Here is a 25821-nt window from a genome sequence, read left to right as displayed (position 1 = left end):
GGTTCTATAAATTTGGAAAGTATTCCTTTTTCTGATTCAGATTTGCTACTGTAAAGTTTCGCCGACACAGATTCTCCGCCACATGCTCCCCAGTGTGGTATGTCTTATTAATTTGGCGTTTGTGCAAAGCGTATCAGCTTTTTTGTGATTCATCCATAGCCGTTGTCATCCTGACACAAAAACACACCCCTAAGAATTCATCGGAATAATCAAGGTGTTTTCCAATGTTTATTCGAAGGGGGCATTTACGCGTTTTGTGGTGTTTATATATTTACACTTAATAAGTCACGTCCATTACGTATTGTTTTATCAATTTATTAGTCGATAAACATTCTGCTTGTTTCTGTAAAACTCTCTTCACCTCTGTAATATCGTGTTTAGAACTTTTTCTTTTGCGCGGATCATTAGGGTCCCATTTATCACTCTCAAACCATGCTACCAAATACAACCCATACAGTGTCTTTCCTTCTTTCAAATATCTGTTGGATAGCTGGTCTTGCATAGCTTCAAAAAGCTCTGGATGCCAATTCCCTTTGACCTCTATTATAACTGTAATCTTCTCATATTTATTATTATCAGGTAAAACAGCATCTACATGGATGTCCGTTCGTTCTCCTATTTCCGATCCTAATGTAGGTTGAAGTTCAACTTCGCGATTTGTAATGATTCCTCTCCCTCTTAATTCATCATCTAGACGTTGTTTTATATAATTAGAAAACTCATTTTCGTTCCAAGGAGTGAATTTACTATTCCCTAAATCATTCCATAAAGAACGTACTTCTGGGGTGGCGCCATGAAGCCTTTTTTCAATTCTATTTAATGCTTCAAGAATGACATCAAGAAGCTCTTCACCACTCCGTACGAGTCTCTTTTCTTTATTACTTGCAAATAAAATAATATCAATAGGTCGAGGAGGAGTCCACGTATTGCGTCTAGCAGCCAGATCCGCCTCAGCTAATCCCCATTTCAGCCAACTCAAATGCGGCAATTCATCAATAACTCTTTTATATTCAAATTGTGATTCCTTAGTTCCACGTGTTTTCAAAAGCTTCAACATATTATCTCTAAGTTCAGTCAGACTCTCTCGTGGGCCTACAAAATGGGCCATTTCATCGTCTTCATATTTTGGATCCTCTTCATGTGGAAAATGATTCACCAACCATATATATAAATCAGCAAGCAGTGTTTCTTTTACAGAGTTAAGTTTTAGCGACGCTTGGCTCTCATTTGCTACTGCTAAAAAAAACTCTTTTAGAAACTCTGTTTGAGTATTAAAATTCCAAACTCTTTTCCACCCTTGTGTAGAATAATTACAAAGTGCTACTGCCCCTAAAATAGCTACACTTTTCTTCTCCATGTTACCATTAATCAATACAGATTCGATCTCAGTTAGTATATACTCTTCTACTCCATGTACTTGATGTAAAAGTAGATCTTCAAGTATAGCTTTTTTAGACTGAGGAGCTAAATCATAGGATATAAAAAAATTAAAGATGGCGCGTTTCATTTTTTCATCCCAACAATTTGCAATTAGTTTATTCACAAAAATGTTATTAAGAGATTTGTTTTCCTCTTGCATAACGATTAGCAAATCAGATATTACCTGATCAGGAATTCTAGAATATGCTAATTCAATAAGCTCTAGTTGAATCGACTTTTCTTGATTTGAGTCAGTATACTGCGTTACAAGCACTGGTGAAAAATTTGTCCAAACATCATTGTTTAGTTCGAGTATAACATTATACTTAGAACCGTAGATTAATCTTATTGCTTTATAAGCGGCCATAAATGACTTATTGTATTTCTCTCCAAACCATTGATCTCTTTTTAATTTCATATGCTTTATATAGATTTCAGAACAATTAATAATTCTTTTCCGATCATTTTCATTTAATTCTAACCAGCTATCATAATTCTTTAAACTTGACTCCAGCTCATTTGAACCACCACCATCCTTATCAAAAGAAAGTTCGTAACAAAGACGTCTCCATGCCTTAATATTTTCTGATTCAATTTGCGATAGATATTTATTAATTCTTTGTGATAGAGGTGGTATCTCAACTCTCTCTGTTTGACGGCTAGTTCTTAAAAAATAGTAATTTTCTTTTAACTTTATTCCTTTTTCCGATTTTAATTGTACACTCTCAAAATAATATTTAAATTCTTGGGCTATTATATCATTCTCTTGAGCTGCAACAATTAATAAATGTACCTGCTCGTAATTATTCGGGTTAAATACTCTGTTTATAATCTTTGCATATTCTCTTTGAATTTCAATTTCTTTTATCATGAGCATTTTTTCTAATAGCCATGGAACATCCGAGGAACGTAAAAACGCCGATGATGAAATATATGTGGCGTCCGAAGGAGTTTCAATTTCTTTAATTAATGTGGTGATAATTGCTTTTCTTAAAACCTCATCATTATTGAGTCTTGGTAGGTATTCAAAATGATCAAAATGTTTAATCCTCTTTTTCAACACTCTCATAAATGGCACCAAAATAGATGGAATCTCTATAAGTTCAGTAGCCCTTCCCATAATTTCATGGAATAGTCCCTGTATGGTTAACTTTATTCTATGAACATCAACGAATTGTTCTATCCATTCTAGTGCGAATGGCAGGTCCTCATCATGTAGAGTGGTAATGATATCATGACTTATAAAATCTCGATATAATCCTATCAAATTACTCCTCTTTGGTAAATTCAAATTTGAAAATAGCTCCTGACCAGAAATGTAATTAGGCCACAAAGCCTTTAATACCATCCCTTTCAATTCTTCGTCAGGATGGTCATCATAGTCAAAACGAATTAGGGGGAGCAACTTTACAATCTCTTCGTCATCACACATTTCTATATAAGCACTACCTGCTGCTACACGTAAATAGTACTCTTCTTTTTTATTGAATGTAAGATCAAGAAGATGTTGCTTTACTTCTGTTATATTACACGCCTTGGCTATACGTATCGAAACTCTTCTAACTATTATATCTTTGGAATTATCCACTATATAGGGTTCTAACTGCGATCCCAAGTCATTATGCCATAACTTATCGAAGTAACGAATTATCTCGTAATTTCCATCATGCATTAGACCAGAATTATATCTATCTAGAAGAGCTGTAACCAATTCCTTTTTTGCTGTATCGCCTGTGCCTTTGATGTCACTTCTTAGTAGCACTTCTGGATCGCGACCAGATATACTTGAAAATATCCATATTAAATGAAGCCAACCAAGAAGCTACTTCATACAGCTGAGGAACTATATGCCCGTCCTCTGGGTGGCTAATTAAGCTAATTATCTGCTCTAATTCCAGTTTATTCTCTACAATATATAAAGCTGCTAAATACTCTGCGTAAGTTTGATGAGCCCATCCCAGACGATTAATTCCTCGCGAAGTAAAAAGTCCTGTTGAGAGTACTTCAAGAACATCACTTTCATTCAACACTAAAACATCTTCCAGGGTTCTATTTGATCCATCTATAATATCTGATATTTGAATATCTTCTTCTGCTGTAGTTCGAATACTTCTGCTATACCCTATAGCGTATTTATTTGTAAATACAGTTAATGCAGCTATTCTAGAAGCTATAGTCAATCTTCTCCTTGGATCAACATGAGTTGATCTTTTACGGGTCTCATTCGGTTCTTCACATAGGATTTGACATCCTTGAAGATATATTTCACTTTGTGTTTCTGGAAATCTCCCTCTGTTCTGACATATATCAATTAGCATCTGTAACGTTATAGGCTTGATTGAAAAAGGGACAATATCTTTTTCAGATAGTGCAGTCATGAAGTTATTGATTTGAAAATCCTTGTCCTTTACTGCCTCGATAACATCCTTTTCACGTAATGGTAATAGCTCAAGTGCCAAGAACTGTTCCTTCCCCCATAGCTCCGCAAGGTCCTTTTCTAACTGGTGTGGCCAATCTGAGGTGCGGCAAGCAATTCTTAAGTAAATGCGTTGCACATCATATTTCTGAAGTTCATCGGCCAATATGGAAGAAACATGATTAATCCTCAACAAACACTCGTCCAAACTGTCTAAATATAGATATATATTATTTTCTTTAGTCTTTTCCCATTCCAAAAATAAAGGGCTTTCAAACAAATTTTTGATCAATCTTTCTTCTGAACCATACGATCTCAAATTTATACGCAAAGTTTTGCTGTGATTATCCTCTGTATTCACTAAATTTTCTATACTTTCTGATTTTCCGATTCCGGGTTCACCTAATAAAACAACACATTTAAAACGTGAAATATCTTCAGTTGTTTTTATATTATGATTAACAAGCTTCCCATACTCGGAAGTTGGATCCATTAAGTATCCCTTTTCAGTCAAACTATATGATTCTGTACGTTCACACCAAAACCTCTCCCATTGGTAGGATTTTATCGACATGTATACACCTCGATCATAATAAATTGCTTAATCTATTTTAGTCAATTTTAGATATATTATCAAAACTACGTGATCTGCGGCATTTTGCAAACGTCCTATTTTAACATTGCGATTCAGGTATCCCTGAATTACATCAGTGCCGGCTTAACGTCCGTGCTGACCTACAGCATGCCCTTGTTTCTCTCCTTAATGGCACATTACGTCATTCCAAGCGACCGGTTAACGACCCGCAAATCCATTGGAATCATCGTTGGCATTCTGGGATTGGGACTCGCGATGGACATTCGTTTCTCCGGGAATCCTTGGATTTTACTGCTGGCTCTTTCGTCCGCAATCTCTTGGGCAATCTCCAACCTGATCATCAAACAAAAGCTTCAGGACTGTGACAAAGTGCAGTTCACGACCTGGCAGATGGCATTCGGAACGATCGGTCTGTTCATTTGCTCCCTGCTGTTCGAACATGGGACAACCCACTGGAATCTGAACGCTGTGTTGTACTTGCTGTTTTCCGGCATTGTTGCGTCCGCGCTTGCGTTTGTATTATGGACCAACATTCTGTCCAAACTTGAGGCCAGCAAAGCATCGATTACATTGTTGACTGTTCCCATCATCGGGGTGTTGTCCGGTTGGCTCTTCCTACATGAATCCTTCAAGATCGCCACGCTTGGAGGCATCGCCCTCGTCCTGTTCGGCATTTGGATCGTAAACAGCAAACCTGCGGCGCCTAAAGCCGCTTGATGATCCTCTCATGCTCTTTTTTGATCCAACTAAACATTTTACTTTTCCCTAGAACATTTTCCAATTGGTCAGCATTATACGAAGGACTTCCTAAACCTCGTTTTAGGAAGTCCTGTTTTTTCATTTTATTAAAAATTGAAAAATATTTTTGTTTTTTTGAATGTAAGTTTTTAGTAATATATAGGTTGATACTATTTTTAAACGAAATCAACAAGAAGACCCGGACACCCGGTCTTGAATACATATTTCACAGCGATAACCTGATCGTCTGCAACTATATATATTTGATATTAAGGAGAGTTACATTATGAGTCAGCCCATCAAAGAATTTCCTTTTTATACAAATTTCAACGAGGTCACGCACGATATTTTGGAAATGGCCAATCAGATTCTCCGGGATAAGTTTTTATTCCTGAGTTCCCTCACCGACACAGAGCAAGTCATCCTGAAAGTGTTGGACAATGATAAAACGATCGGAATTCATGAAGGGATGACGATTCAAGTCGACTCCACCGTATGCAACCGGATTGATTTCTCATGCGATGCGCCGTTGGTCTATGAAGATATCACCCAAGACTCGGCGTTGGATGATCTGCTGCCTGCTTTAAAGGAAGCCAGTATCGGTTCCTACCTAGGGGTTCCCATAATCCTGAGAAACGGGGATGTATTCGGCACGTTATGCGCCGTGAATTCCACGGCTTCGGTATTTGACCGCACAAGCGTGAATTTGTTTCAAAAAGTGGCGAGGCTGTTTTCATATTATTTGGATTTGGAAAAATTGGCCTTCAGGGATTCGTTAACGGGGGCTTACAACAGACAGTTCCTGCATAAATACTTTGATGAACATCCAACAGCATATGGAGCTTTGTTGTTCCTTGATCTGGATGGCTTCAAGAATGTAAACGACTTGTTCGGCCATCATGCGGGAGATTTGGTATTGAAGGAAGTGTCCCTTCGTTTGGAAGAGCTGATGCTGCACAATGACGGGTTTGTCGTTCGGCTTGGCGGGGATGAATTCGTGGTTTATTATCATCATTTGTCGGATCAGCATCAGATTGTGAAGCAGGCAGAGTTGATTCTGGGCCGGTTATCCTCCTGGGACAGTCTCAGGGATAAGGAGAAATTCCAATTATCGGTGAGCATTGGCATCATTCCTTATACCGAACAAATGAATATCGATCTGTCCACGCTGCTTGAGCATGCGGATGCCGCATTATATCAAGCCAAATCAAGCGGCAAAAACAAGTATCAGTTTTATGAAGGCGTGGGTCTTGAAGCCTGAAATCATTGCTTATCGGAGCAATCGATGACATTGAACGGAGCAAGCTTGTCCGCAATCTTGCTCCGTCATGATTGCTTTCAGCATACGATTTACGCGCTTTTTCAGAGAACGGATCAGGCCAGGTTAAGCTGCCACGTCACGCCGAATTTGTCTCCGACCCAGCCGAATTTGGAACTGAATGGATAAGCGCCAAGCGGCATGTACACGGTTCCTCCATCCAGCAATTTGGCAAACGTGCGTTCAATTTCCTCATCCGATTCACACTCCACAAACAGGGAAATGGCAGGCGTAAACGAAAAAGCATGCTTCACGTAGCTGTCGATACACATGAACGTTTGCCCGGCCAGCTTGAATGTTGCTTGATGCAAAGAACCTTCCGGACCATCTTCATTCGGGCCGTATCGTTGAATGCTTGTGATTTCAGAGTCTTCGAACAGACTCACGTAGAAGTTCATCGCCTCTTCTGCCTGACCTTCAAACATCAAAAACGTTTTGATTTTAGGGCCGATTTTTGCCATGACGGGATCTCCCTTTTTATTTTTGTAGTGTGCTTCGAGCTTGCTTTCTATTTTCTCCAAAACGTAGTGCACTCAGCCTTGTCCAATATATTGAACTCGATCAGTTTCGCAAGCAAACCAAAATCGACTTCATTTTTCCACGGCATACGAATCAGTTCCTTGGTATGGGTGTAGCCCGCTTGGGTAATGTCATCCGCAAAACGTTCAATGACCACCTTCTCGGGAGCTACGGCGATGTGCTGTTTGGACACGCTAAACCCGATAATAAACGTATCGTGATCGGTAAACATGGGCTGATTCCATGCAATTTTGGGCGATAAGACCGGATAAGACTCCTTTACCCAATTCAATACTTCTTCCATTCGGGCACGGTGCTCCGGATGATCGATGCGCGTCAAATATTCCGCAAAAAATTCCATAATCCCCCTCCTCAAGAGCAATATTTTCAGTTGACGATGATAATCGCCTTTCCATTTTACCATGAATCGAAACCGTACACGGATGAACATATTTACTTTAAAACATTCGGAGATGCCAGCACGACCGACGTTTCAATCTGCCTTTCCGGCACGTCCCAATATCGCTGCAGCAGCTCCGCTTTTTTCTCCGGCGGAACCAGGGCGAAGCCGTTTTTCTCATAAAACGCGATGGCCCACGATGCCGCTTCCCATGTGCCGATCAGGATCGGTTTGTCGGTAAATCCAACGATGTGATTCAGCAGCATGGTGCCAATGCCGCCCTGGCGGCTTGTCGTTTGTACGTAAGCATGACGGATTAACGCCACATCCCCTTTGTCTTGGATACCCATGACGCCGACAAGTTGTCCGCCAAGCTCGACGCCCCAGAAGTTTACGCCACTGTTCATCTCCTGCTTCAGCTCTTCCAGGCTCATATACGGCACATGATACCGATCTTCCGGAATAACCCCTTGATAGGCGATAGCTGCATCGTTAATAATGCGGAAAATGGCAGGTTCATCGCTCTCCGCACATGGTCGAATGACGGGTGTCGTATGTACGATTTCTTGCAGCCGTTCCTTCACATGATTCGTGACGGCACCGCCATGATAAGCGATCACTGCATCCACGTCGAGCTCCAGCAATTTCGCGATCGACTGCAAAGCGGTGGATGGATCTAACGTATGTTGGGGGTCAAAGGAGAGAAGATTGCCTTCTTGCGAAGTCAATGCGTCACCGGCGATCAGCGTTTTGCTCGGAATATGGTACAGTGACATGTGATCCGGCGTGTGCCCCGGCGTATAGACGACCTGAATGCCGCCGGCCAACGGAAGAATGTCGCCATCCTGAAGTGCCGTATGCACCTGCACGGACGGTGCAAAAACCTTGCTTTTGATGAGCGGGATCGCTGCGGTCAAATAAGGGACGGCCTTCTCATGCGCCAGCACCGCGACCTGGCCTTCCCTGGCTTGCACCACTTCCGGCAGACTGCCGATATGGTCGCGGTCTTGATGCGTGATGATGACATGCGTCAGATTGTCCAAAGCAAACCCTTCCTTTTCCAGCATCGTACGGATCAGGTCCAATTGCCCGGAAATGCCGGTATCGACGAGAACGACATGCTGCTCGTCCCACAACAATGTCGGATGTACGACGAACGCTTCCCCATTCACGTCCATCCGAAGCTCCATCGCTTGAATTCCTGCAGGGGTCAGTGGCATCATTTCATCTTCCTTTCTTCTTGCGGATATGCCTTATTGTATAAGGTTTGGCAGGGTATTAAAAGTGTAAGTCGTTCCTTCGGCATTTCCCCTTTTCGTACAGTTGCCCTGCGTAAAAAGAAGAAGCACCACTCCATAAAGAGTGGTGCTTTCTTGACCTATAGTCCTCCACGGTCACACACCGTGGTCTTGATGATCTTACCAGCCGCGGTCCGACATGCGCTCCGACGGTGCAAGCGTGGCAATGTCGATGCCTTTCATCGGCGTACCCAGGTTTTTGGATACTTCGGCGATCAATTTGTAATCCGTGTAGTGCGTCGTTGCTTCCACGATCGCACGCGCAAACTTCTCAGGGCTGTCCGATTTGAAAATGCCTGATCCTACGAATACGCCGTCTGCGCCCAGGTGCATCATCAACGCCGCATCCGCCGGGGTGGCTACACCGCCTGCCGCAAAGTTGACGACCGGCAGTTTGCCGTTTTCGTGTACATCCAGCAGCTGCTCATAAGGAACGCCGAGCAATTTGGCTTCATGATACAGCTCGTCTTTGGACATGCCCGCCACTTTCTTGATCTGGCTGTTGATCAAACGCATATGACGGACCGCTTCAACGATATTTCCGGTTCCCGGCTCGCCTTTGGTACGGATCATCGAAGCACCCTCTCCGATCCGGCGCAGCGCTTCACCCAGATCCTTCGCGCCGCAAACAAACGGAACGACGAATTCGCGTTTGTCGATATGGTACACCTCATCGGCTGGTGTCAACACTTCACTCTCGTCCAGGTAATCCACACCCAGGGATTCCAGCACTTTGGCTTCCACGTAGTGGCCAATGCGTGCTTTGGCCATAACCGGGATCGTTACCACTTTCATGACTTCTTCCACGATCGTTGGATCTGCCATCCGAGCAACGCCGCCTGCGGCACGGATATCCGATGGCACGCGCTCCAGCGCCATGACTGCCGTTGCCCCGGCCGCTTCTGCGATCTTTGCCTGTTCGGCGTTCATGACGTCCATGATGACGCCGCCTTTTTGCATTTCTGCCATGCCTCTTTTCACACGATCGGTACCTGTATTCATCTGTAGTCCCCCTATCCGAATTCGAACGAACCATCCAAGCATTGCATGCTTTTATTTCGTCTCTGTTAACTGGCTCTTATAAATTAAACCATTCCGGGAGTAATGGGTAGGGCCAGATTTTAAATTTTATATAGGACCACAACGCGTTACCGTGCAAAACCGGGACAAATTATCGTCCACGAAACCAAGCCTCGCAGAGCAGAGAAACGCCTTCGCGGATCCGTTCCTCATTCAATCCTCCGAAACCAAGCAGGACCTGCGCGTTTCCCGAATGATGCTTTTTCTCATAAAAAGCAGACATCGGATAGACCAAAACGCCATTATGCTGCGCGGCGGCGATAAGTTCTTCCTCGGTCATGCCGTTGCGCGGCTCCAGCACCAGGTGCAGCCCTGAAGCCGAACCGATGATTTGAACGCTGTCCTTCATGTAATCCTTGATTGCCGTCAATAACGCATGATGTCTTTTTTTATAAATGTTTCTGGCTTTGTTGAGATGTTTGCTCCATTCGCCGCTTTCCATGAACATCTCCAGCGTATGCTGATCCAGTTTGGACACGGTTTGTTTGTAACCCGCGTACCGCTCGTTGTACGTTCCTAGCAGTTTTTCCGGCAGCACCATGAAGCTGATTCGTATGGAAGGCATCAACAGTTTGGAAAACGTGCCTAAATACACGGTGTTTCCATGCATATCCAAACTATGCAGTGACGGAATAGGCCTGCCTTCATACCTGAATTCGCTGTCGTAATCGTCTTCGATGACGTACCCGTCGTTATTTTTTGCCCATTCGATCAGCTCCAACCGCCTGGAGATCGGCATGACGGTACCTGTCGGGAACTGATGCGAAGGCGTAACATATACGGCCTTTACGTCCGTGTTCATCAGCTCGACCACGCTCAGGCCGTGTTTGTCGAGAGGGATCGGTTCCACTTGTTTTGCGTAATCCTTGATGACCAGAAGGGCCTGATCGTACCCGGGATCTTCCACCCCGAAACCATGCTCCCTGCCGATGATCTTGCATAGCATGCTTAACAGATACTGCGTGCCCGCACCAATAACGATTTGTTCTTCCCGGCAATTTACGCCGCGGGATTGATAGATGTACTCCGAAATTTGCTTGCGCAGTCCAAGTTCTCCTTGCGGTTCCCCGGCCAAAATCACGCTATTTTGTTCGGCCATGATGCTTTTCATCATCATTTGACGCCATAGCTTGAAGGGGAAATGAGTCAGGTCCACTTCCCCATATTTAAAATCGAATGCGTACTTTTGCGCCGGTCCCTCGAGTCCGGCAGCTTCACCTTCGCTTCCGGACTGCAGTGCATCATGCGGAAGGCCGGCCAGCAGAAACGTATCCTGCATCTCGGCGACGAACAGCCCCCGGCGTTCTTCGCTGATGACGTACCCTTCGGCAACGAGCTGCTGGTATGCCGCGTCTACCGTATTGCGGCTGATGTTCAAATACGAGGACAAGCGCCGTTGCGAAGGCAATTTGCCGTTAGCCGGAATTCTTTTTTTCTGTATTTCGTCTTTCAGGTATTCATATAGCTGCAAATACATCGGCTCATCCGAGGCCGGATCAAGATTAGGGGTAATTTCGAGCATATGTTCCATCTCCCAAAGATCATTAAATCAAAAATTCTGGCCCCCCTAGTTCTTGTCTTTGTCATTATTTCAACGAGGCCAAAATCATATTCATCTTAAATGGGATCAGGTTGGATGTAAAGATCCATAAGCGGGAAAAAGCCGCCATTAAGGACGGCTTGCCGAATACCTTCGTGCAAACAAAGCAGCCCATTCAATCTCCGGATGTGCGCTGGGCTGTTTGTTTACACGGGCAAGAAAGCACGCGCCTGTTGTCGTTATAGGCCTTGCGCAAAACGTCAACTGGACAGTCACCATTTTCCTTCTGGGCGATATCCTATAGAGAAAAGGAGGACTGTTCATGTCGCTGCTGTTCGAACATACGGAGATCGAGCGTGAAGAGCTTTCACTGGATGACTGGAAAAAAGACGCCTGTAAGCGATTCGCTTCCAAAATGGGCGATCGGGAACACCGGTTTCCCTGCATTCCGGCAACGCATGCCTTCGCACTGGGCCACCTCCGTTATGGGTTCGTGTCCAATTCGGGCAATGGGTCTGCAGGCAGCCAACTGGCAGCCATCATTGCAGAATATGGACAATATTCACGCTCTTTCGGCGATTATTCTTCCCTGGTCGTTTTTTTTGAACCCGGGGATAATGTTGAAGACGTATTGAGTTATGAAACGTTATTCTGGAATCTGTTAAGTGAGGTCAGCGGTCTCGATGATGCATCCTGGCCGTCCGACATTCCGGAAGATCCGGAAAATGCCATGTGGGAGTACTGTTATGACGGAGAACGTTATTTTGTCTATTGCGGCACGCCGGCGCACGTCCTTCGCCAAAGCCGCAGCTTCCCTTATTTCATGTTAGCCTTAACGCCCCGTTGGGTGCTTGATCGCTGGAATGCCCATCCCCAAAAGGCTGCTGCCATTGCTCCGAGAATCCGCGAGCGCTTGGTCAAATACGATGCTGCTCCCGCCCACCCGGAATTGAAACCGTACGGATCGCAAGGAAACCTTGAATACAGGCAGTATTTTCTGCGGGATGACGAGACTTCTTTATCCAAGTGCCCGTTTCATCGCGCCCTGCAAAAAGGACAGCGGCAGGAGTGATTCGAAACGTGCTTGTCAACGAATTAACAGAACCTTGTCCTAGAAGGACCCTCCTTCGAATAAGATGTTAAAAGCAGTCCTTTCGAAAGAGGGCTTTTGTCATGCCTTCATCATTTCAGTTTGTTTCTTCGCTTCGCAAATGTCGGCATCCGTTCGGAAAAATGCATCGCATCGGCATTCCCTGGATGGGGCTCTGACAGACGCGCCCTCTTTTTGCGGACATGCTGGACCATGAAGTCGCTTGCACCAATCAGTGCAACAAGCAGCAGGCTGACGAAAAATCCGGGGCGGCTGAGCGGATGGAACAAGCTTCCCGTAACGGCCGCTCCGATGAGCAGCAATCCGACCCAGCGCTTGATTTTCGCGAAAACCGTCGCCTTTACCAATTTGCCCGAAGACATCAAAATAAAGGACCAGTTGTACAGCAACATTAATCCGGCTGCCGTCGTGACGTATTCATACACTTTTTCCGGCAGCATTATGGAAACGGCAATGGTTCCGATCAAGCCGCAGCCGATGAGGGTTAACGCAAACAGCGGATATTTTTTCTTCCATTTTCGCGAAAAAAGCTTAGGCGCATCCCCCTCCTGTGCTAGGGTGATCATCATCGACGTAACGGCGTACAGGGATGCAGTCATGGTGGAAAATCCGGCAATGATCAACACTCCATTGAACACGTGGGGGATGAATTTCAGATGATCGCTGCTCAGCGCCAACACAAACGGGCTTTCCTTCGGATTAAACGCGCTTAATGGAACCATGCTTACGGCAAGTCCGATGGATAAGGCGTAGACTGCCGCAAGGGTGATCAACATGACTTTCCCGGCTCTGGGCGCCTGTTTGGGGTCTTTTAGCCGATAGGACAAGATACCTAACACTTCAATGCCGCCATAAGCATAGAACGCAAACAGAAAAGACGACCACAGCCCGTTCCATCCTTTGGGCAGGACCTCTGCAGCATCGAGGGGCATATCGGCATTGAATTTCGCTCCCCCGATCCATCCGGCCAGAAGTGAACATGCCAGTATCAAAAACATCGCAATGGCAGCAATCTTGATGATCGCCAACACGTGCTCGACCCGGTCGAATCCTTTATTGCCGAAAAAGACGATGCACATGCCTGCCAGTCCGAAACCGGCAGCGAACAGCCAGAGCGGAACTGCAGGAAACCAGAATCGCGAGAAAATAGCTAATGCGGTCAGTTGGCTTCCCATGATGAGCAGCTCCGAAAACCAGTAGATCCATCCGCTCGCAAACCCTGCCCAGCTGCCATACGCGTTCTTCGCGTAGGAACGAAAGGAGCCTTGCTCGGGATGACCGGCCGTCATCCGAGCCAGGGCATCGAACACTACATAGGTCCCCAGCGCCGCCAAAACATAAGCAAACAATACCGCCGGTCCGCCGATGGAGATGGCCAGTCCCGATCCCAAAAAATAACCCGTACCGATCGTGCCAGCAACGCCAAGCAGGCTTAGCTGCCACCATTTCAGTTTTTTCTCCTTATCTGATGCATTTGATGCAGTACCCATGGATTCATTCCTTTTTCATATGAGTGAGTGATGTTGCTTCAAGTAGCTTGCCCATCCAGTCTTTTTTCATGTCTCCGCGTGGATTCCCGATAGTGAAAGGAGCTTTTTTATGGAAATTTACATCAAATATGTTTTAATCGGTCTCGCCATAGCCATGCCTGTCGGCGCTATTACGGTCGAGATGACGAAGCAAGGATTAAAAAACGGGTTCGTTCACGGGTGGGCCGTGGGTCTGGGCGGCATGACGGTCGATGTTTCGCTGATCCTGGCGATGTATTTCGGGTTTGCTTCCTTGCTTGCATTGCCTTATGTGCAAATTCCGCTTTGGCTTGCGGGCGCAGCCGTTCTGGCCTACCTGGGCTATGATTCGATCCGGAACGCAGACCAGGACATCACCCCGGCAGATGAAAAAACGAAAAAATCGTTCTGGAGCACATTCTTCAGCGGACTGCTGGTTGCTGTATCCCCCGGCAATCTGATCTTCTGGATCTCCGTTTTCGGAGCCGTGTTATCGGCTTCTTACAATTCAGGCAAAGAAAGCTTTGCCATTGCGGCCATCGGCGTGTTATGCGGCATTGTGATTCATGACTTGGGCTTGATGTCCATCGTTTCCGTTTCGCGCAAAGTGATGAGCCGGGCCATGATTCGTTTTGTCTCCGTCATTGCAGGCATACTTTTATTGGGATTTTCATTCTATTTCTCCTATCAGTTCATATTGGCACTCTGGCACATGTTCAGTGTCTGATTGGTTGTATGTAACGTACGCTAGCAATAGACGTATGTGACTTGCATGTGAGACCTTGGGCCCTCAGCCTTATGGTCTTTTTTTCATGCAACTTTCTCGATTTTAAATATTGCACTTTAGGCAAAATTGCACATTGGGCAATTAATTGATATGATTGAGGCATCTTTCCCACATTTTTATGGAATCGGAGGTGAACCATCGTGAACCGCAGTTTACGCGCTATCAAAAAAGAAGCCACCGCCAGCGCTTTGGCTGAAGCCGCTTTTCAACTTGCCCTGGAACGCGGGCTGGATGGTTTCGTGGTCGAAGATATCGTGCAGCGCGCAGGATATTCCCGCAGAACGTTCGCGAATCATTTTTCGTGCAAGGAGGAAGCCGTAGTCATGGCGGGCGAGCATTTTCACGGGATTGACGAATATTTGGACATGATTGAACGGCTGCCCGAAGATACGACGCCGCTTGAAGTCATGTACCAGTTCATCAAAATGCAATTGACGGAAGAGGTCCTTCGGAGAATCCATCAAATTCTGGAACTGTCGAAAACGTATCCGACGCTGGCTCCTTACACGCTCAGCCTGTTGCACCGATTGCAGACCGCTGCCCAGGAAGCGCTGAATGGACTGTTCGAAAACCGTTATCCGGTGGGCTATAACCATTTTCTTGCCGGCGCCGTTTGCGCGGCGATCATCCCCCTGCTGGATGGGAGCGTCCCTGTTAACATTCCTGGGCTGCCTTCCGAGGATACGCCGGGTTCCGTTTCATTCGATGAATATATCGATTCCGCGTTTACTTATTTGCGCAATGGATTCCAGATTTAACGAACGTTAGGAGAGAACGAAAAAACGATGTCAAAACTACTTTATAGACTTGGAAGGAAAGCTTACGACAAACCGTGGTACTTCATCTTGGGCTGGGTTCTGATTCTGGGCATCGTCGCAGCGGCCTTGGGCATGAACGGCGTGCATGTCTCGTCCGACATCAAACTCGAAGGAACCCCTTCCCAGCAAGTGCTGGACCGTTTGGAAAAGGAATTGCCCGAAGCATCGGGAGGCCAAGGCAGCGTTATTTTCAGCGCTCCCGAAGGAGAGCGTTTGGATACGCCCGATAACCTTAGCGCCATCACCAAAGCGGTGAATGATGTATATCAATTGGATTACGTTATCAATCCTGCGGAGCTGGCCGCTGCTGCCGGTGCCGACGCTTCAGCCATGCAGCAGCAGGCTGCGCAGGCCGCCGCATCCCGACAAACAAGCTCGGAGCAAACGGAGTTACCGCCTTATGGGCCTCTTATAGTTAATGGCATGCCCGTACCTGGCGTGAATATTTCCTCAGACGGCAACGTGGCATTGTTCCAATTCCAGTTCACGGTACAGCAGAACTCCTTGCCCAAAGGCGTCACGGATTCCGTCATTCAGGCGGTATCGCAAGCCGAACAAGGAACGAATATAACCATCCTGCCGAGCGATTCGTTGAAAGAAGTCGGCATCCCGATCGGAAGCAATGAGATTTACGGCCTGGTTATTGCCGCAATCGTTCTGTTTATGACGCTGGGCTCCGTCGTTGCGGCAGGTTTGCCAATCGTCATCGCATTGTTCGGTGTAGCCGCTGGTGTAGGCGGTGCCTTCGCCATCTCGAATTTCGTGACGATGACCTCCTTTACACCGGTATTGGCGCTTATGATCGGCCTCGCCGTCGGCATTGACTACGCACTGTTTATCGTCAACCGGCAGCGGAGACTGATTTTTGACCAAAACCTAAGCGCGCGCGAAGCGGCGAGCCGGGCCGTCGGCACCGCAGGCAGCGCCGTATTCTTCGCGGGTCTGACCGTGATCATCGCGCTGTGCGGATTGCTGGTGATCGGCATTTCCTTCCTGAGCATGATGGCGCTCGTCGCCTCCGTTACCGTACTGTTCAACGTGCTGATTGCCTTGACGCTTCTTCCGGCCTTGCTCGGCCTGTTGGGCGAACGCATCTGCTCCCGCAAAGCAAGAGAAAAGAATCATACACAAGGGGCTAAACAGGCAAACAAACTCGCGGATCGCTGGGTTTCCGGCGTCGTGAAGTTTCGCTGGCTCGTCATCGTCGCCGTCATTGCCATTCTCGGCACGGCTGCGCTCCCGGTTGCCAAAATGGAACTTGGCATGCCATCAGGCGCTACGGCCAATCTGGATACAACCGCGCGCCAAAGTTACGACGCCATTACGAAGGGATTCGGAGAAGGCTTCAATGGGCCTCTGCTCATTGTGGCCGAGCCTAACGATGCGTCGCAGACGGTCTCGCTTCAAACGTTGGGCATGCTTGCCCAGCAATTGCAACAATTGGACCACGTTTCGGTTGTAACGCCTGCCGGTGTGAGCAAAGACGGCAAAATGGCCATTCTAAGCCTCATTCCTGAAACAGGCCCAACGGATCAGGCGACCAAACAGCTGGTCGAGGAATTGCGTTCACCAGATTCTGCGATTGCACGCGATCAGGATATGAAGCTTGGCGTTACAGGACTTACTGCGGTCAACATCGACATGTCTGCCAAACTGGCAGAAGTTTTCCCGGTATATATCGGAATCATTGTAATCCTTTCATTGGTCATCCTGCTCCTGGTCTTCCGGTCCATTCTGGTACCCATTAAGGCTACCATCGGGTTTTTGCTGAGTATCCTTGCTACGTTCGGGTTAACTACAGCCGTGTTCCAGTGGGGTTGGGCAAAAGAATGGTTCGGGTTTGACACGGGCGGTCCTCTGCTTAGCTTTATTCCGATCATGGTTACAGGCATTCTCTACGGATTGGCCATGGACTATCAGGTTTTCCTGGTATCCTCGATGAGAGAGTCCTATGTGCACGGACATCGCGGAAACGACAGCGTCAAACATGGTTATCAAATGGCAAGCCGCGTCGTTGTCGCAGCAGCCATCATTATGGTATCCGTGTTCGCCGGATTTATTTTCACCCATGATATTATGATCAAACAGATTGGATTCGCGCTTGCGCTTGGCATATTGATCGACGCCTTCGCGGTCCGTATGGCACTTGTGCCTGCGGTGATGTCCCTCTTTGGCGACAAAGCTTGGTGGCTGCCGAAATGGCTGGATCGCATGCTTCCAAACCTGGACGTCGAAGGAGACAAACTGATCGCAGAACTGAATGCACAAGAAAAACGCTGAAACTTATGAAAAGCACCCTAGAGAATTCCCCGTTGTCTCTCGGGCAAGGAATATTCTCGAAGGTGCTTTTTGTTATTAGCCGATCGAAGCAATCGACAGCCATGCCGCAAAAAAACCTTCCAGACCTAAAAGTCCGGAAGGTTTTGATTTTGTGGTTAACACGTTACGACACGTCACAGCACTTTATCCAAAAAGGTGATGGTACGTTCATTTTGTGGATTCACAAAAATATCTTCAGGTTTGCCTTGCTCCAAAATATAGCCGCCATCCATGAAAATGACGCGATCGGCTACTTCGCGCGCGAATCCCATCTCATGCGTTACGATCATCATGGTCATGCCTTCACGGGCAAGATCCTTCATGACGCCAAGCACCTCGCCGACCATTTCGGGATCAAGCGCGGATGTCGGTTCGTCGAACAGCATCACGTCCGGGTTCATCGCAAGCGCGCGGGCAATCGCTACCCGCTGCTTTTGTCCACCCGAAAGCTGGCTCGGGAAGCTGTCTGCCTTATCCTTCAATCCCACTCTCTCCAGCAAACGAAGCGCGGTATCACGGGCCTTTTCTTGGCTGAGCTTACCGAGTTCCATCGGCGCAAACATGATGTTTTTCAGTACGCTGAAATGCGGGAACAGATTGAAATGCTGGAAGACCATGCCGATATTTTCGCGTGCTTTGTTAATGTCCGTTTTTGGATCGCTCAAGTCTTGGTCATCCACGATGACCCTTCCTTCGGTGATCTCTTCCAGTTTGTTGATGCAGCGCAAAAACGTGCTTTTTCCGGAGCCGGACGGCCCGATGACGCAAACCACTTCGCCTTCGTTGACCGTCATGTCGATGCCTCTCAACACCTGATTCGATCCGTAACTTTTTTTCAATCCTTCGACTTTGATTTTACCCACGGCGAAGCTTCACCTCCAGATAGCCTGACAATTTGGTTAGTATGGTGATCACGATCAAATACATAATGGCAACCGTCAACCAGATATCGAACGAAGCAAAGGTTCTGGCAATGATGATTTTACCGGATTGCGTCAGCTCGACCAGACCGATGACACTCAGAATAGACGTATCCTTCAAGGTGATCACGAGTTGGTTGACAAATGCCGGAATCATAACGCGAATCGCCTGAGGAATAACGATCTTGATCATTGCCTTGCGGTAAGGCAGACCCAGGGAGCGAGCCGCTTCCAATTGTCCGCGATCCACCGACTGAATTCCCCCGCGAATGATTTCGGTGACGTAAGCCCCAGCATTCAAGCTGAGTGTCAGAATCGCAGCCAAGAACAACGGCATCGTAAATCCTAATGCCTGCGGAATGCCGAAATAAATAAAGAAAGCCAATACAATTAACGGCACACCGCGGAACAAATCGACAAACACCGTAGCTACGCCCCGCAGAAATTTATTCTGGCCAACCTTCATGAAACCGAAGATCAGTCCCAGAATGAACGCAAAGAACAACGATACGATCGTGTACAATAACGTCTTGCCCATGCCCTTAATCAGCGCAGGCAGCGATTTCTGGATCAATTCCCAGCGGCCAAGCGCAGCCGTGGAGGAACCTTCACCCAAGTATTTTGCGAGGATGGCGTCATATTCGCCACTTGCTTGAATATTGGTCAGACCTGCATTGAACTTCACCAACAGCTCTTTATTCTGTCCTTTGCTGACCGCAAAGCCATAAGAACCGCCCGGTTCTTTATCCGTCACGATCTTTAATCCGTTATTTTGGGTGACTCCATAAGCCATAACGGGATAGTCTTCAAAACACGCGATCGAATTTCCGGTTTTGACATCATCGTACATTTGCGAAGAGTCGTCGAACGGAACGATCGTAAATCCGTATTTCGAAGCAATCGATTCTGCAAACGTGTAACCTTCCGTCCCTGTTTTAACAGCGACTTTTTGGCCACGCAGATCTTCATAGCTTTTCACGGTATCATTGTTGGCACTTACGCCCATAACAACGCCCGATTGGAAATAGGCTTCGGAAAAATCGAATTTTTGCTTACGCTCATCGGTAATGCTCATACCCGCAATCACGCCATCGACCTGATTGGATTCCAGTGCCTGAACGGCTGCGTTAAATCCAAGCGGTTTAACTTGTACCTTGAAATTTTGATCTTTGGCGATCGCATTCAACAGGTCCATATCGATGCCGACGAAATCACCGTTCAAATCCTGGAATTCGAACGGAGCAAACGTAATATCCGTACCGATGACGTACGTTTTGACTTCATTGGATTGTGCGGCAGTGGTACCTGCCCATCCGGTTAATCCCGCCACCAGAAACAGCAGCATGGATAGTAATGCAAATGAGACCTTTGTTGTTTTCATGTGTCCTCCTTCTTCTCGGCCCTCACCGGATAACATCTTTCTTTCCCGCTTTAGCGTGACATGTTTGTTCACGTGTATTGCCCATTATACATTCCAATTCATTGCATGAAAATGAAAAATTTCAAATTTTAATATTAGGATTTGCAGCACCGGACTTATTGATTCGTTTTTTTGTTATGATTTTGGCAGAAAAACAAATAACTTGCTTATTATTTCTTGAAAAAGGAAATCCAATTTCCTGAGTTCAAAGCCTCTCTTATTAATCCTATATACATTGCCTCTCCGTTAACGTGTGTATGTTTTTTGCAGTTTATATCGTATTAAATCATTATTATTGATGCGAAACGAAATACATAATATAATCAATATGTAAAATTAAGGACAAAACAAAGGATGGTGACCTGTTTTGAAAAGGCTTTCAATTTTATTGCTCGCCGCTGTGCTGTTTTTGTTGAACTTCCCCGCAAGTTCACCCTCTTATGGTGCAGCCAGTTTTCCGAACACCGGCACAACGGGACTTACCGGTTTCGCCGGGAACGCCAAAAACGAAAATGGCGTTTCCAAGTCGGCCGTCACCGGCGGCAAAAACGGTCAGATCGTCTATATCAGTACCTTGAGCGACCTGCGAACCCAAGTTGCAGATACTACGCCGAAAATTGTTGTCATTGAAAAAAACATTTCTTCATCCACATTGCAAAAAGTGAACTTTGGCGCCAACAAAACCATTGTTGGTTCGTACAACAACCACACGCTCACCAATATTCATTTCCGCTCCACCTCCAGCTCAAGCAACGTCATTTTCCAGAACCTCACGTTTGAACATTCTGCCAGCATAAACGGAAATGACGACATCCAGATGTACATTACCTCCGGCACGAACTACTGGATTGACCATGTAACCTTCTCGGGGCATGCGTACAGTTCCAGCGGCAGTGATTTGGACAAGCTGCTTTACATCGGCGATCGTGCCGACTACATTACGATCAGCAACTCCAAATTCGCGAATCACAAATACGGAATCATTCTGGGGCACCCTAATGATGGTAACAGTGCTTATAATGGCGTGCCTCACGTCACGATGGCCAACAATTACTTCGAGAACCTGTACGTTCGCGGGCCCGGTCTTATGCGATACGGATACTTTCACATCAAAAATAACTACGCCAACAACTTCAACCAGGCGATGACCATCGGCGAAAAAGCTCGCATTTACTCGGAAAACAATTACTTCGGAGCAGGTGCCGAAAAAGGCGGCATTCTCGATGACAAGGGCAATGGCGAATTCACCGATACAGGCAGTACGCCAGCCTTGACCGCTCCCAAATCACCCAAAACCAATTGGAGACCCAGCAGCAATTACAGCTACGAAGTGCGGGATGCCAGCTATGCCCGCGAATTCGTGACCAAATACGCCGGATCATCCAATACCACGCTCGTTTTTGGCAAATAAACGTTGGATCAAGTTCTTGTCCGCTTGTTTTTGGCAAGAACTTGATTCCGTTTGATGCAAGCTCAAGCTGCCTAACAAAAAAGAGCCGCTATAAACGCGGCTCCCGGGTTTAACTTTTAAAGACCAACAGCTGGACTTCAACATATCTGCCCGTGGGCAGCAACAATGTCGCTCGGATGCAAGATGGCCGCGCGAATGCCTGCTTCCACTCCTTTCAGGATCATCTCCATGCCCATGCTCGGTCCGCTGCGCGATACCGCTTGTTCCGGAAGCATCGGGATGTGGATGAAGCCTCCCCGAGCGCGGCCTCCGCATTGTTCGAGTTTATGCATTAAACCGTAAAAAACATGATTGCACACAAACGTTCCTGCCGTATTGGATACCGAAGCCGGGATGCCCTGCTCGTTCATCGCATTCACCATAGCTTTAATGGGAAGCGTCGACCAATAAGCGGCCGGACCGTCCGGAAAGATGGGCTGGCCCGGAGGCTGATTGCCTTCATTGTCCGGAATGCGTGCATCATCCACATTGATGGCGATCCGTTCCACCGTAATGTCAGGTCGGCCCGCAGCCAAGCCAAGGCATATCACCAACTCCGGCTTTATTTCGTCGATCGCTTCGCAAAGCTGCTCGATCGACGAACCAAACACGGTCGGCAGTTCCTTGGCATAGATCGAATAACCCTCGATGGATCGCCCTTCAAACCATTCGAGTACCTTTTGCGCCGGATTGATTGCATCCCCGCCGAAAGGCTCAAAACCGGTTAACAGAATCGTTCTGCTCATAAGTTGATCTCCTCTGCTTGATTATGCTCGGCACAGGATAATATTAACACAAGCAGGGATCAAACGGGCGTTCTATCCTTCCTAAGCCGGTGAAGCGCTATTCACGGTGCCTATCGTGGAAACCGTTATCCGCTCTTCGTTTTATACCGGATCACTCTTGTCTTCAGCAATGCGACGACGATGGCGTCCATCACGCCTGCACAGATATTATGGAAGAAACGACGTTGTGTGCTGCTCCTCGCACGATTCCGTTCAACCGTGACCTCTATCACGGAAAATCCATGCATCCTCGCCATCACGGGCAGAAATCGATCGATGCCATTGAAGAAAAACAAACGATCGGCTACTTCCCTTTTAAAAAGCTGCAGCGGACATATCGAATCTATATTTTTATGGCCTGTAATCCAACATCGGATGCGGCTTCCCAAATCCATGGACACTTTATTCAGAAATTTGTCGTCGCATGTGCGCCATCTTCCGTTCACAAAATCTTTTCTGCGGATAAACGGCATTAATTTGAAAATATCTTTGGGATGGGTTTGCATGCTGGCATCCATCAGCGCGATGAGCGGATAGCTGGAATGCAGGATGCCTGCCTGAATGGCCGCGCTTTTCCCGTATGTCCGGTCAAGGCTGATCCTTCTCACGCAAGGATCGATTTGCACAATTTCACGCAATACCCGATCGCTGCCGTCCTTGCTCCCGTCATTGACGAAAATAATTTCATAACGTTCCAGCCGCTCATGAAAAGCGTCCTTAATATCCATATACAGGTCATAAATATTTCGTTCGTCATTGCAAACAGGGATGATTAACGAAAGATTCATCATGGTTCGCTCACCTCCGGTAGAACGTTTTTCATTTCATGGCTGGAGACACTTGCGACTAAAGAAACCGCACTAATCAATCACACTCGATCACTGCGAGTACAGTACCGTCTTCCGATCGCCATTATCCCCGATTTTTACGAATGTCCTTCTTCGAAGGGAAAATCTGGGATTGGTTCTGCCTCTCCGTTGACGTGTGCATATTTTTGGCGGTTTATACAGCCGCCTTGTCCTTACGCCGCTTTGTCCCGTTCAAGTTCCTGCAATACGCTCTCGCCTTCAATATCAAGGTTCGGTATGAGGCGATCAAGCCACTTCGGCAAATACCAGGCAGACTTCCCAAGGATCGTCATGATGGCAGGCACCAGCATTAAACGCACGACGAATGCATCGAACAGAATGCCGAATGCAAGCGCAAACCCCATCGATTTAACGATCGGATCTTCAGCCATCATAAACCCCGTAAACACCGAGATCATGATCAGGCCGGCAGACGTCACGACAGCACCGCTATTTTTGATTCCTGCCAAAACGGCTCGTCGCGCATTCCCCGTATGTTTATACTCTTCCCTCATCCGGCTGACCAAAAACACTTCGTAGTCCATGGCGAGCCCGAAAAGAACGCCGACGACGATAATCGGCAGGAAATTCAGCACAGGCCCGGGAGCTTCGAATCCAAACCAGTGGCCCAGCTTGCCATCCTGAACGACATAAACGACGAAACCCAGGGTTGCCATAAAGGAGAGCACAAAACCCAGTACTGCCTTGATGGGTACAAGCAGGGAACGGAATACAACCATAAGCAGAACAAAGGCCAAACCGACAACAACCAACCCAAATTTCGGGATTGCATCATTCAATTTCTGTGAAATATCAATGCTGACGACCGTGCTTCCGGTCACCATGACCTGCACGTTTTGTTCTTTTTGCATCTCAGGGGCTTTGCTGCGAATCTGTTCCACAAGCTCTTTCGTTTGAACATCATGCGCACCTGTGGAAGGAATGATGCGGATCATGCTGACTTCTCCCGACGAACCTGGGATTGCAGGGGACACACTGGCCACATTCGGAAATTTTTTAAATTCGCTTACCACCTGATTTATCTTTTCCGTATTCGAATCGTTCTCTTCATTGCCCGACGTTTTCGCCAGCACAATAATCGGACTGTGGTATCCGGCACCAAAACCTTCGGATAACAAATCGTATGCCCGACGCTCCGTCTTGGCCGTGGACTTTTGCGCATCATCCGGCATGCCCAAATTCAAATGACTGAATGGTGAAGCAACAATGGCAAGCAGGCCGGCCCCGATCACCAGAATGGACCAAGGTCGTCTTGTCACGAAACTTCCCCAGCGGCTATCTACGCCCGTTTTTTTGGACTTGCTCACAAACAGGGATAAGAAACGGTTTTTCTTTTCCGGATCCAACCGTTTTCCAAGCAGCCCCAGAATGGCGGGCACAATAACAATTGCTGTGATGACCGCCGTGAATACGCACAATGCACCTGCAATCCCCATTGCCGTCAAAAACGAAATCTGTGCGACGGAAAGCCCAATCAGTCCGATGATGACCGTGATGCCCGCGAATACGACGGAACTACCCGCAGTAGCATTGGCAATCGCAATGGATTCATGTATGCCATATCCTTCTGCTCGTTGCTGACGGAACCGGGAAACGATGAACAGCGCATAGTCGATGCCCACGGCCAGTCCAAGCATGGCTGCCAATGAAAGCGAACTTGAAGTCATTTCCGTTACATTCGAAGCCAAAAGCACGCCCATCAGCCCAAGTACGAGCCCCACAATAGCAGTAATAATGGGCAGCATGCCTGTCAGAAACGAAGTGAAGGTAATGGATAAAATGATAAAGGCAAAGAGGATGCCGATGGCTTCGGTCGCCCCGCCGGTTTCCATCTGCACGTACCCCGTGCCGGTTAGCTCAACTCCCCAGCCTGCATCGCGCATCGCATGAGCAACCTGTTCCACCCGTTCTTTGGACTGGTCTGTAACTTCGTCACCCGCAACCTTGTAGTTAATTGTCGCAACCCCTATGGTTTGGTCTTCGCTAATGGTTTTGGTGTCATAAGGACTTACAGTCGATTGTACGCTTGTATCCTTGGCGATTATTTTCAAATTCTGCTGAATGAACTGCCGGGCTGAACTTGCGGACAGATCTTCATGCCAAGGCGTTTTCATCACCATTTGAATCTTTCCGCCATCATCTTTCGGTGAAGGGAACTCCTTGGACAGCAGTTCCAATGCATCCTGTGATTTCAATCCAGGCATGGACGAACCTTCACCAAACGCCGGTCCGATGGATAATGCAAAACCTGCGGTGACCAGCAGGCTCAGTAATCCGATCCATATCACTTTCAATCGATTTTTGGCCGACCACCATCCCAGTCGATACAACATTTTAGCCATTCCGCCAACAACTCCAATCCAATAACATTAAATTTCTTGATCTGTTATTAGGTTAATGGAGATTGCGCGCAGCAGCATCGTACCATCGGGCATGTACCTTTGGGCAAAAACGGGCAAGCCCGTAACCAACCAAAAAACGATCAGATGGCCATCTGATCGTTTCGCATTC

At 47.0% G+C, this 25821-nt stretch carries 20 protein-coding genes; 7 read left to right on the top strand and 13 right to left on the bottom strand.

Going from position 1 to position 25821, the window contains the following annotated elements; all coding sequences use genetic code 11:
• Positions 1-277: 277 nt before the first annotated feature.
• Both MKY59_RS14195 and MKY59_RS14190 read right to left on the bottom strand, forming a co-directional pair.
• Positions 278-3181 carry a hypothetical protein gene (locus MKY59_RS14195; RefSeq protein ID WP_339278102.1) on the bottom strand — a complete coding sequence of 968 codons (2904 nt, stop codon included), beginning with the start codon at positions 3179-3181 and terminating at the stop codon, positions 278-280.
• Positions 3165-4409 (bottom strand): hypothetical protein, encoded by a 1245-nt coding sequence (locus tag MKY59_RS14190; RefSeq protein WP_339278101.1) that lies wholly within the window; start codon positions 4407-4409, stop codon positions 3165-3167. The genes MKY59_RS14195 and MKY59_RS14190 overlap by 17 nt, the downstream gene beginning before the upstream one ends.
• 69 nt (positions 4410-4478) lie before the next feature.
• Here MKY59_RS14190 and MKY59_RS14185 point away from each other — a divergent pair, with 69 nt between their 5' ends.
• On the top strand, positions 4479-5147 hold the full coding sequence (locus MKY59_RS14185; RefSeq protein WP_339278100.1) for a DMT family transporter: 669 nt from the start codon (positions 4479-4481) through the stop codon (positions 5145-5147).
• A gap of 307 nt (positions 5148-5454) precedes the next feature.
• On the top strand, positions 5455-6429 hold the full coding sequence (locus MKY59_RS14180; RefSeq protein ID WP_339278099.1) for a sensor domain-containing diguanylate cyclase: 975 nt from the start codon (positions 5455-5457) through the stop codon (positions 6427-6429).
• Between the two features lie 113 nt (positions 6430-6542).
• Here the strand turns inward: MKY59_RS14180 and MKY59_RS14175 are convergent, their stop codons facing one another.
• The 5 genes from MKY59_RS14175 to MKY59_RS14155 form a co-directional block, all read right to left on the bottom strand.
• Complete coding sequence (locus MKY59_RS14175; protein ID WP_236413877.1) at positions 6543-6947, bottom strand: VOC family protein; 405 nt, start codon at positions 6945-6947, stop codon at positions 6543-6545.
• Between the two features lie 47 nt (positions 6948-6994).
• On the bottom strand, positions 6995-7366 hold the full coding sequence (locus tag MKY59_RS14170) for an iron chaperone (RefSeq protein WP_339278098.1): 372 nt from the start codon (positions 7364-7366) through the stop codon (positions 6995-6997).
• 92 nt (positions 7367-7458) lie between these two features.
• On the bottom strand, positions 7459-8628 hold the full coding sequence (locus MKY59_RS14165; RefSeq protein WP_339278097.1) for a GNAT family N-acetyltransferase: 1170 nt from the start codon (positions 8626-8628) through the stop codon (positions 7459-7461).
• Between the two features lie 195 nt (positions 8629-8823).
• Positions 8824-9705 (bottom strand): pyridoxal 5'-phosphate synthase lyase subunit PdxS, encoded by an 882-nt coding sequence (gene pdxS / locus MKY59_RS14160; protein ID WP_236413872.1) that lies wholly within the window; start codon positions 9703-9705, stop codon positions 8824-8826.
• A 169-nt stretch (positions 9706-9874) separates the two neighbouring features.
• The gene (locus MKY59_RS14155; protein WP_236413871.1) at positions 9875-11305 is read right to left on the bottom strand and encodes a PLP-dependent aminotransferase family protein; all 1431 of its coding nucleotides are present in this window, start codon (positions 11303-11305) and stop codon (positions 9875-9877) included.
• 340 nt (positions 11306-11645) lie between these two features.
• Here MKY59_RS14155 and MKY59_RS14150 point away from each other — a divergent pair, with 340 nt between their 5' ends.
• Positions 11646-12395, top strand: a complete 750-nt coding sequence (locus MKY59_RS14150) for a YqcI/YcgG family protein (RefSeq protein ID WP_339278096.1) — start codon at positions 11646-11648, stop codon at positions 12393-12395.
• Between the two features lie 110 nt (positions 12396-12505).
• Here the strand turns inward: MKY59_RS14150 and MKY59_RS14145 are convergent, their stop codons facing one another.
• The gene (locus MKY59_RS14145; protein WP_339278095.1) at positions 12506-13924 is read right to left on the bottom strand and encodes an amino acid permease; all 1419 of its coding nucleotides are present in this window, start codon (positions 13922-13924) and stop codon (positions 12506-12508) included.
• A gap of 109 nt (positions 13925-14033) precedes the next feature.
• Between MKY59_RS14145 and MKY59_RS14140 the strand changes: the two genes are divergently transcribed.
• The 3 genes from MKY59_RS14140 (at position 14034) to MKY59_RS14130 (ending at position 17827) form a co-directional block, all read left to right on the top strand.
• The gene (locus tag MKY59_RS14140) at positions 14034-14669 is read left to right on the top strand and encodes a LysE family transporter (RefSeq protein ID WP_236413868.1); all 636 of its coding nucleotides are present in this window, start codon (positions 14034-14036) and stop codon (positions 14667-14669) included.
• A 200-nt stretch (positions 14670-14869) separates the two neighbouring features.
• On the top strand, positions 14870-15487 hold the full coding sequence (locus MKY59_RS14135; RefSeq protein ID WP_236413867.1) for a TetR/AcrR family transcriptional regulator: 618 nt from the start codon (positions 14870-14872) through the stop codon (positions 15485-15487).
• A 27-nt stretch (positions 15488-15514) separates the two neighbouring features.
• Positions 15515-17827 carry an MMPL family transporter gene (locus tag MKY59_RS14130; protein ID WP_339278094.1) on the top strand — a complete coding sequence of 771 codons (2313 nt, stop codon included), beginning with the start codon at positions 15515-15517 and terminating at the stop codon, positions 17825-17827.
• A 173-nt stretch (positions 17828-18000) separates the two neighbouring features.
• Here the strand turns inward: MKY59_RS14130 and MKY59_RS14125 are convergent, their stop codons facing one another.
• Both MKY59_RS14125 and MKY59_RS14120 read right to left on the bottom strand, forming a co-directional pair.
• Positions 18001-18729 carry an amino acid ABC transporter ATP-binding protein gene (locus MKY59_RS14125; protein WP_339278093.1) on the bottom strand — a complete coding sequence of 243 codons (729 nt, stop codon included), beginning with the start codon at positions 18727-18729 and terminating at the stop codon, positions 18001-18003.
• Positions 18722-20131: an amino acid ABC transporter substrate-binding protein/permease gene (locus tag MKY59_RS14120; RefSeq protein WP_339278393.1), complete on the bottom strand. Its 1410-nt coding sequence runs from the start codon at positions 20129-20131 to the stop codon at positions 18722-18724. Before MKY59_RS14120 ends, MKY59_RS14125 begins: the two co-directional genes overlap by 8 nt.
• Before the next feature lie 457 nt (positions 20132-20588).
• Here MKY59_RS14120 and MKY59_RS14115 point away from each other — a divergent pair, with 457 nt between their 5' ends.
• The gene (locus tag MKY59_RS14115) at positions 20589-21617 is read left to right on the top strand and encodes a pectate lyase (protein WP_339278392.1); all 1029 of its coding nucleotides are present in this window, start codon (positions 20589-20591) and stop codon (positions 21615-21617) included.
• 137 nt (positions 21618-21754) lie between these two features.
• Here MKY59_RS14115 and pcp read toward each other — a convergent pair whose 3' ends face one another.
• From pcp to MKY59_RS14100, 3 genes are all read right to left on the bottom strand, one after another.
• On the bottom strand, positions 21755-22402 hold the full coding sequence (gene pcp / locus MKY59_RS14110; RefSeq protein ID WP_339278092.1) for a pyroglutamyl-peptidase I: 648 nt from the start codon (positions 22400-22402) through the stop codon (positions 21755-21757).
• A gap of 125 nt (positions 22403-22527) precedes the next feature.
• A complete protein-coding gene (locus MKY59_RS14105; protein WP_339278091.1) occupies positions 22528-23232 on the bottom strand; it encodes a glycosyltransferase in 705 nt (234 codons plus the stop codon).
• Between the two features lie 230 nt (positions 23233-23462).
• Positions 23463-25652 (bottom strand): MMPL family transporter, encoded by a 2190-nt coding sequence (locus MKY59_RS14100; RefSeq protein WP_339278090.1) that lies wholly within the window; start codon positions 25650-25652, stop codon positions 23463-23465.
• Positions 25653-25821: the final 169 nt, after the last annotated feature.

It is taken from the genome of Paenibacillus sp. FSL W8-0426, from assembly GCF_037969725.1.
Classification (GTDB): domain Bacteria; phylum Bacillota; class Bacilli; order Paenibacillales; family Paenibacillaceae; genus Paenibacillus; species Paenibacillus hubeiensis.
Note: the sequence above shows the minus strand (reverse complement) of the source record. Positions and strands in the feature narration are given on the sequence as shown.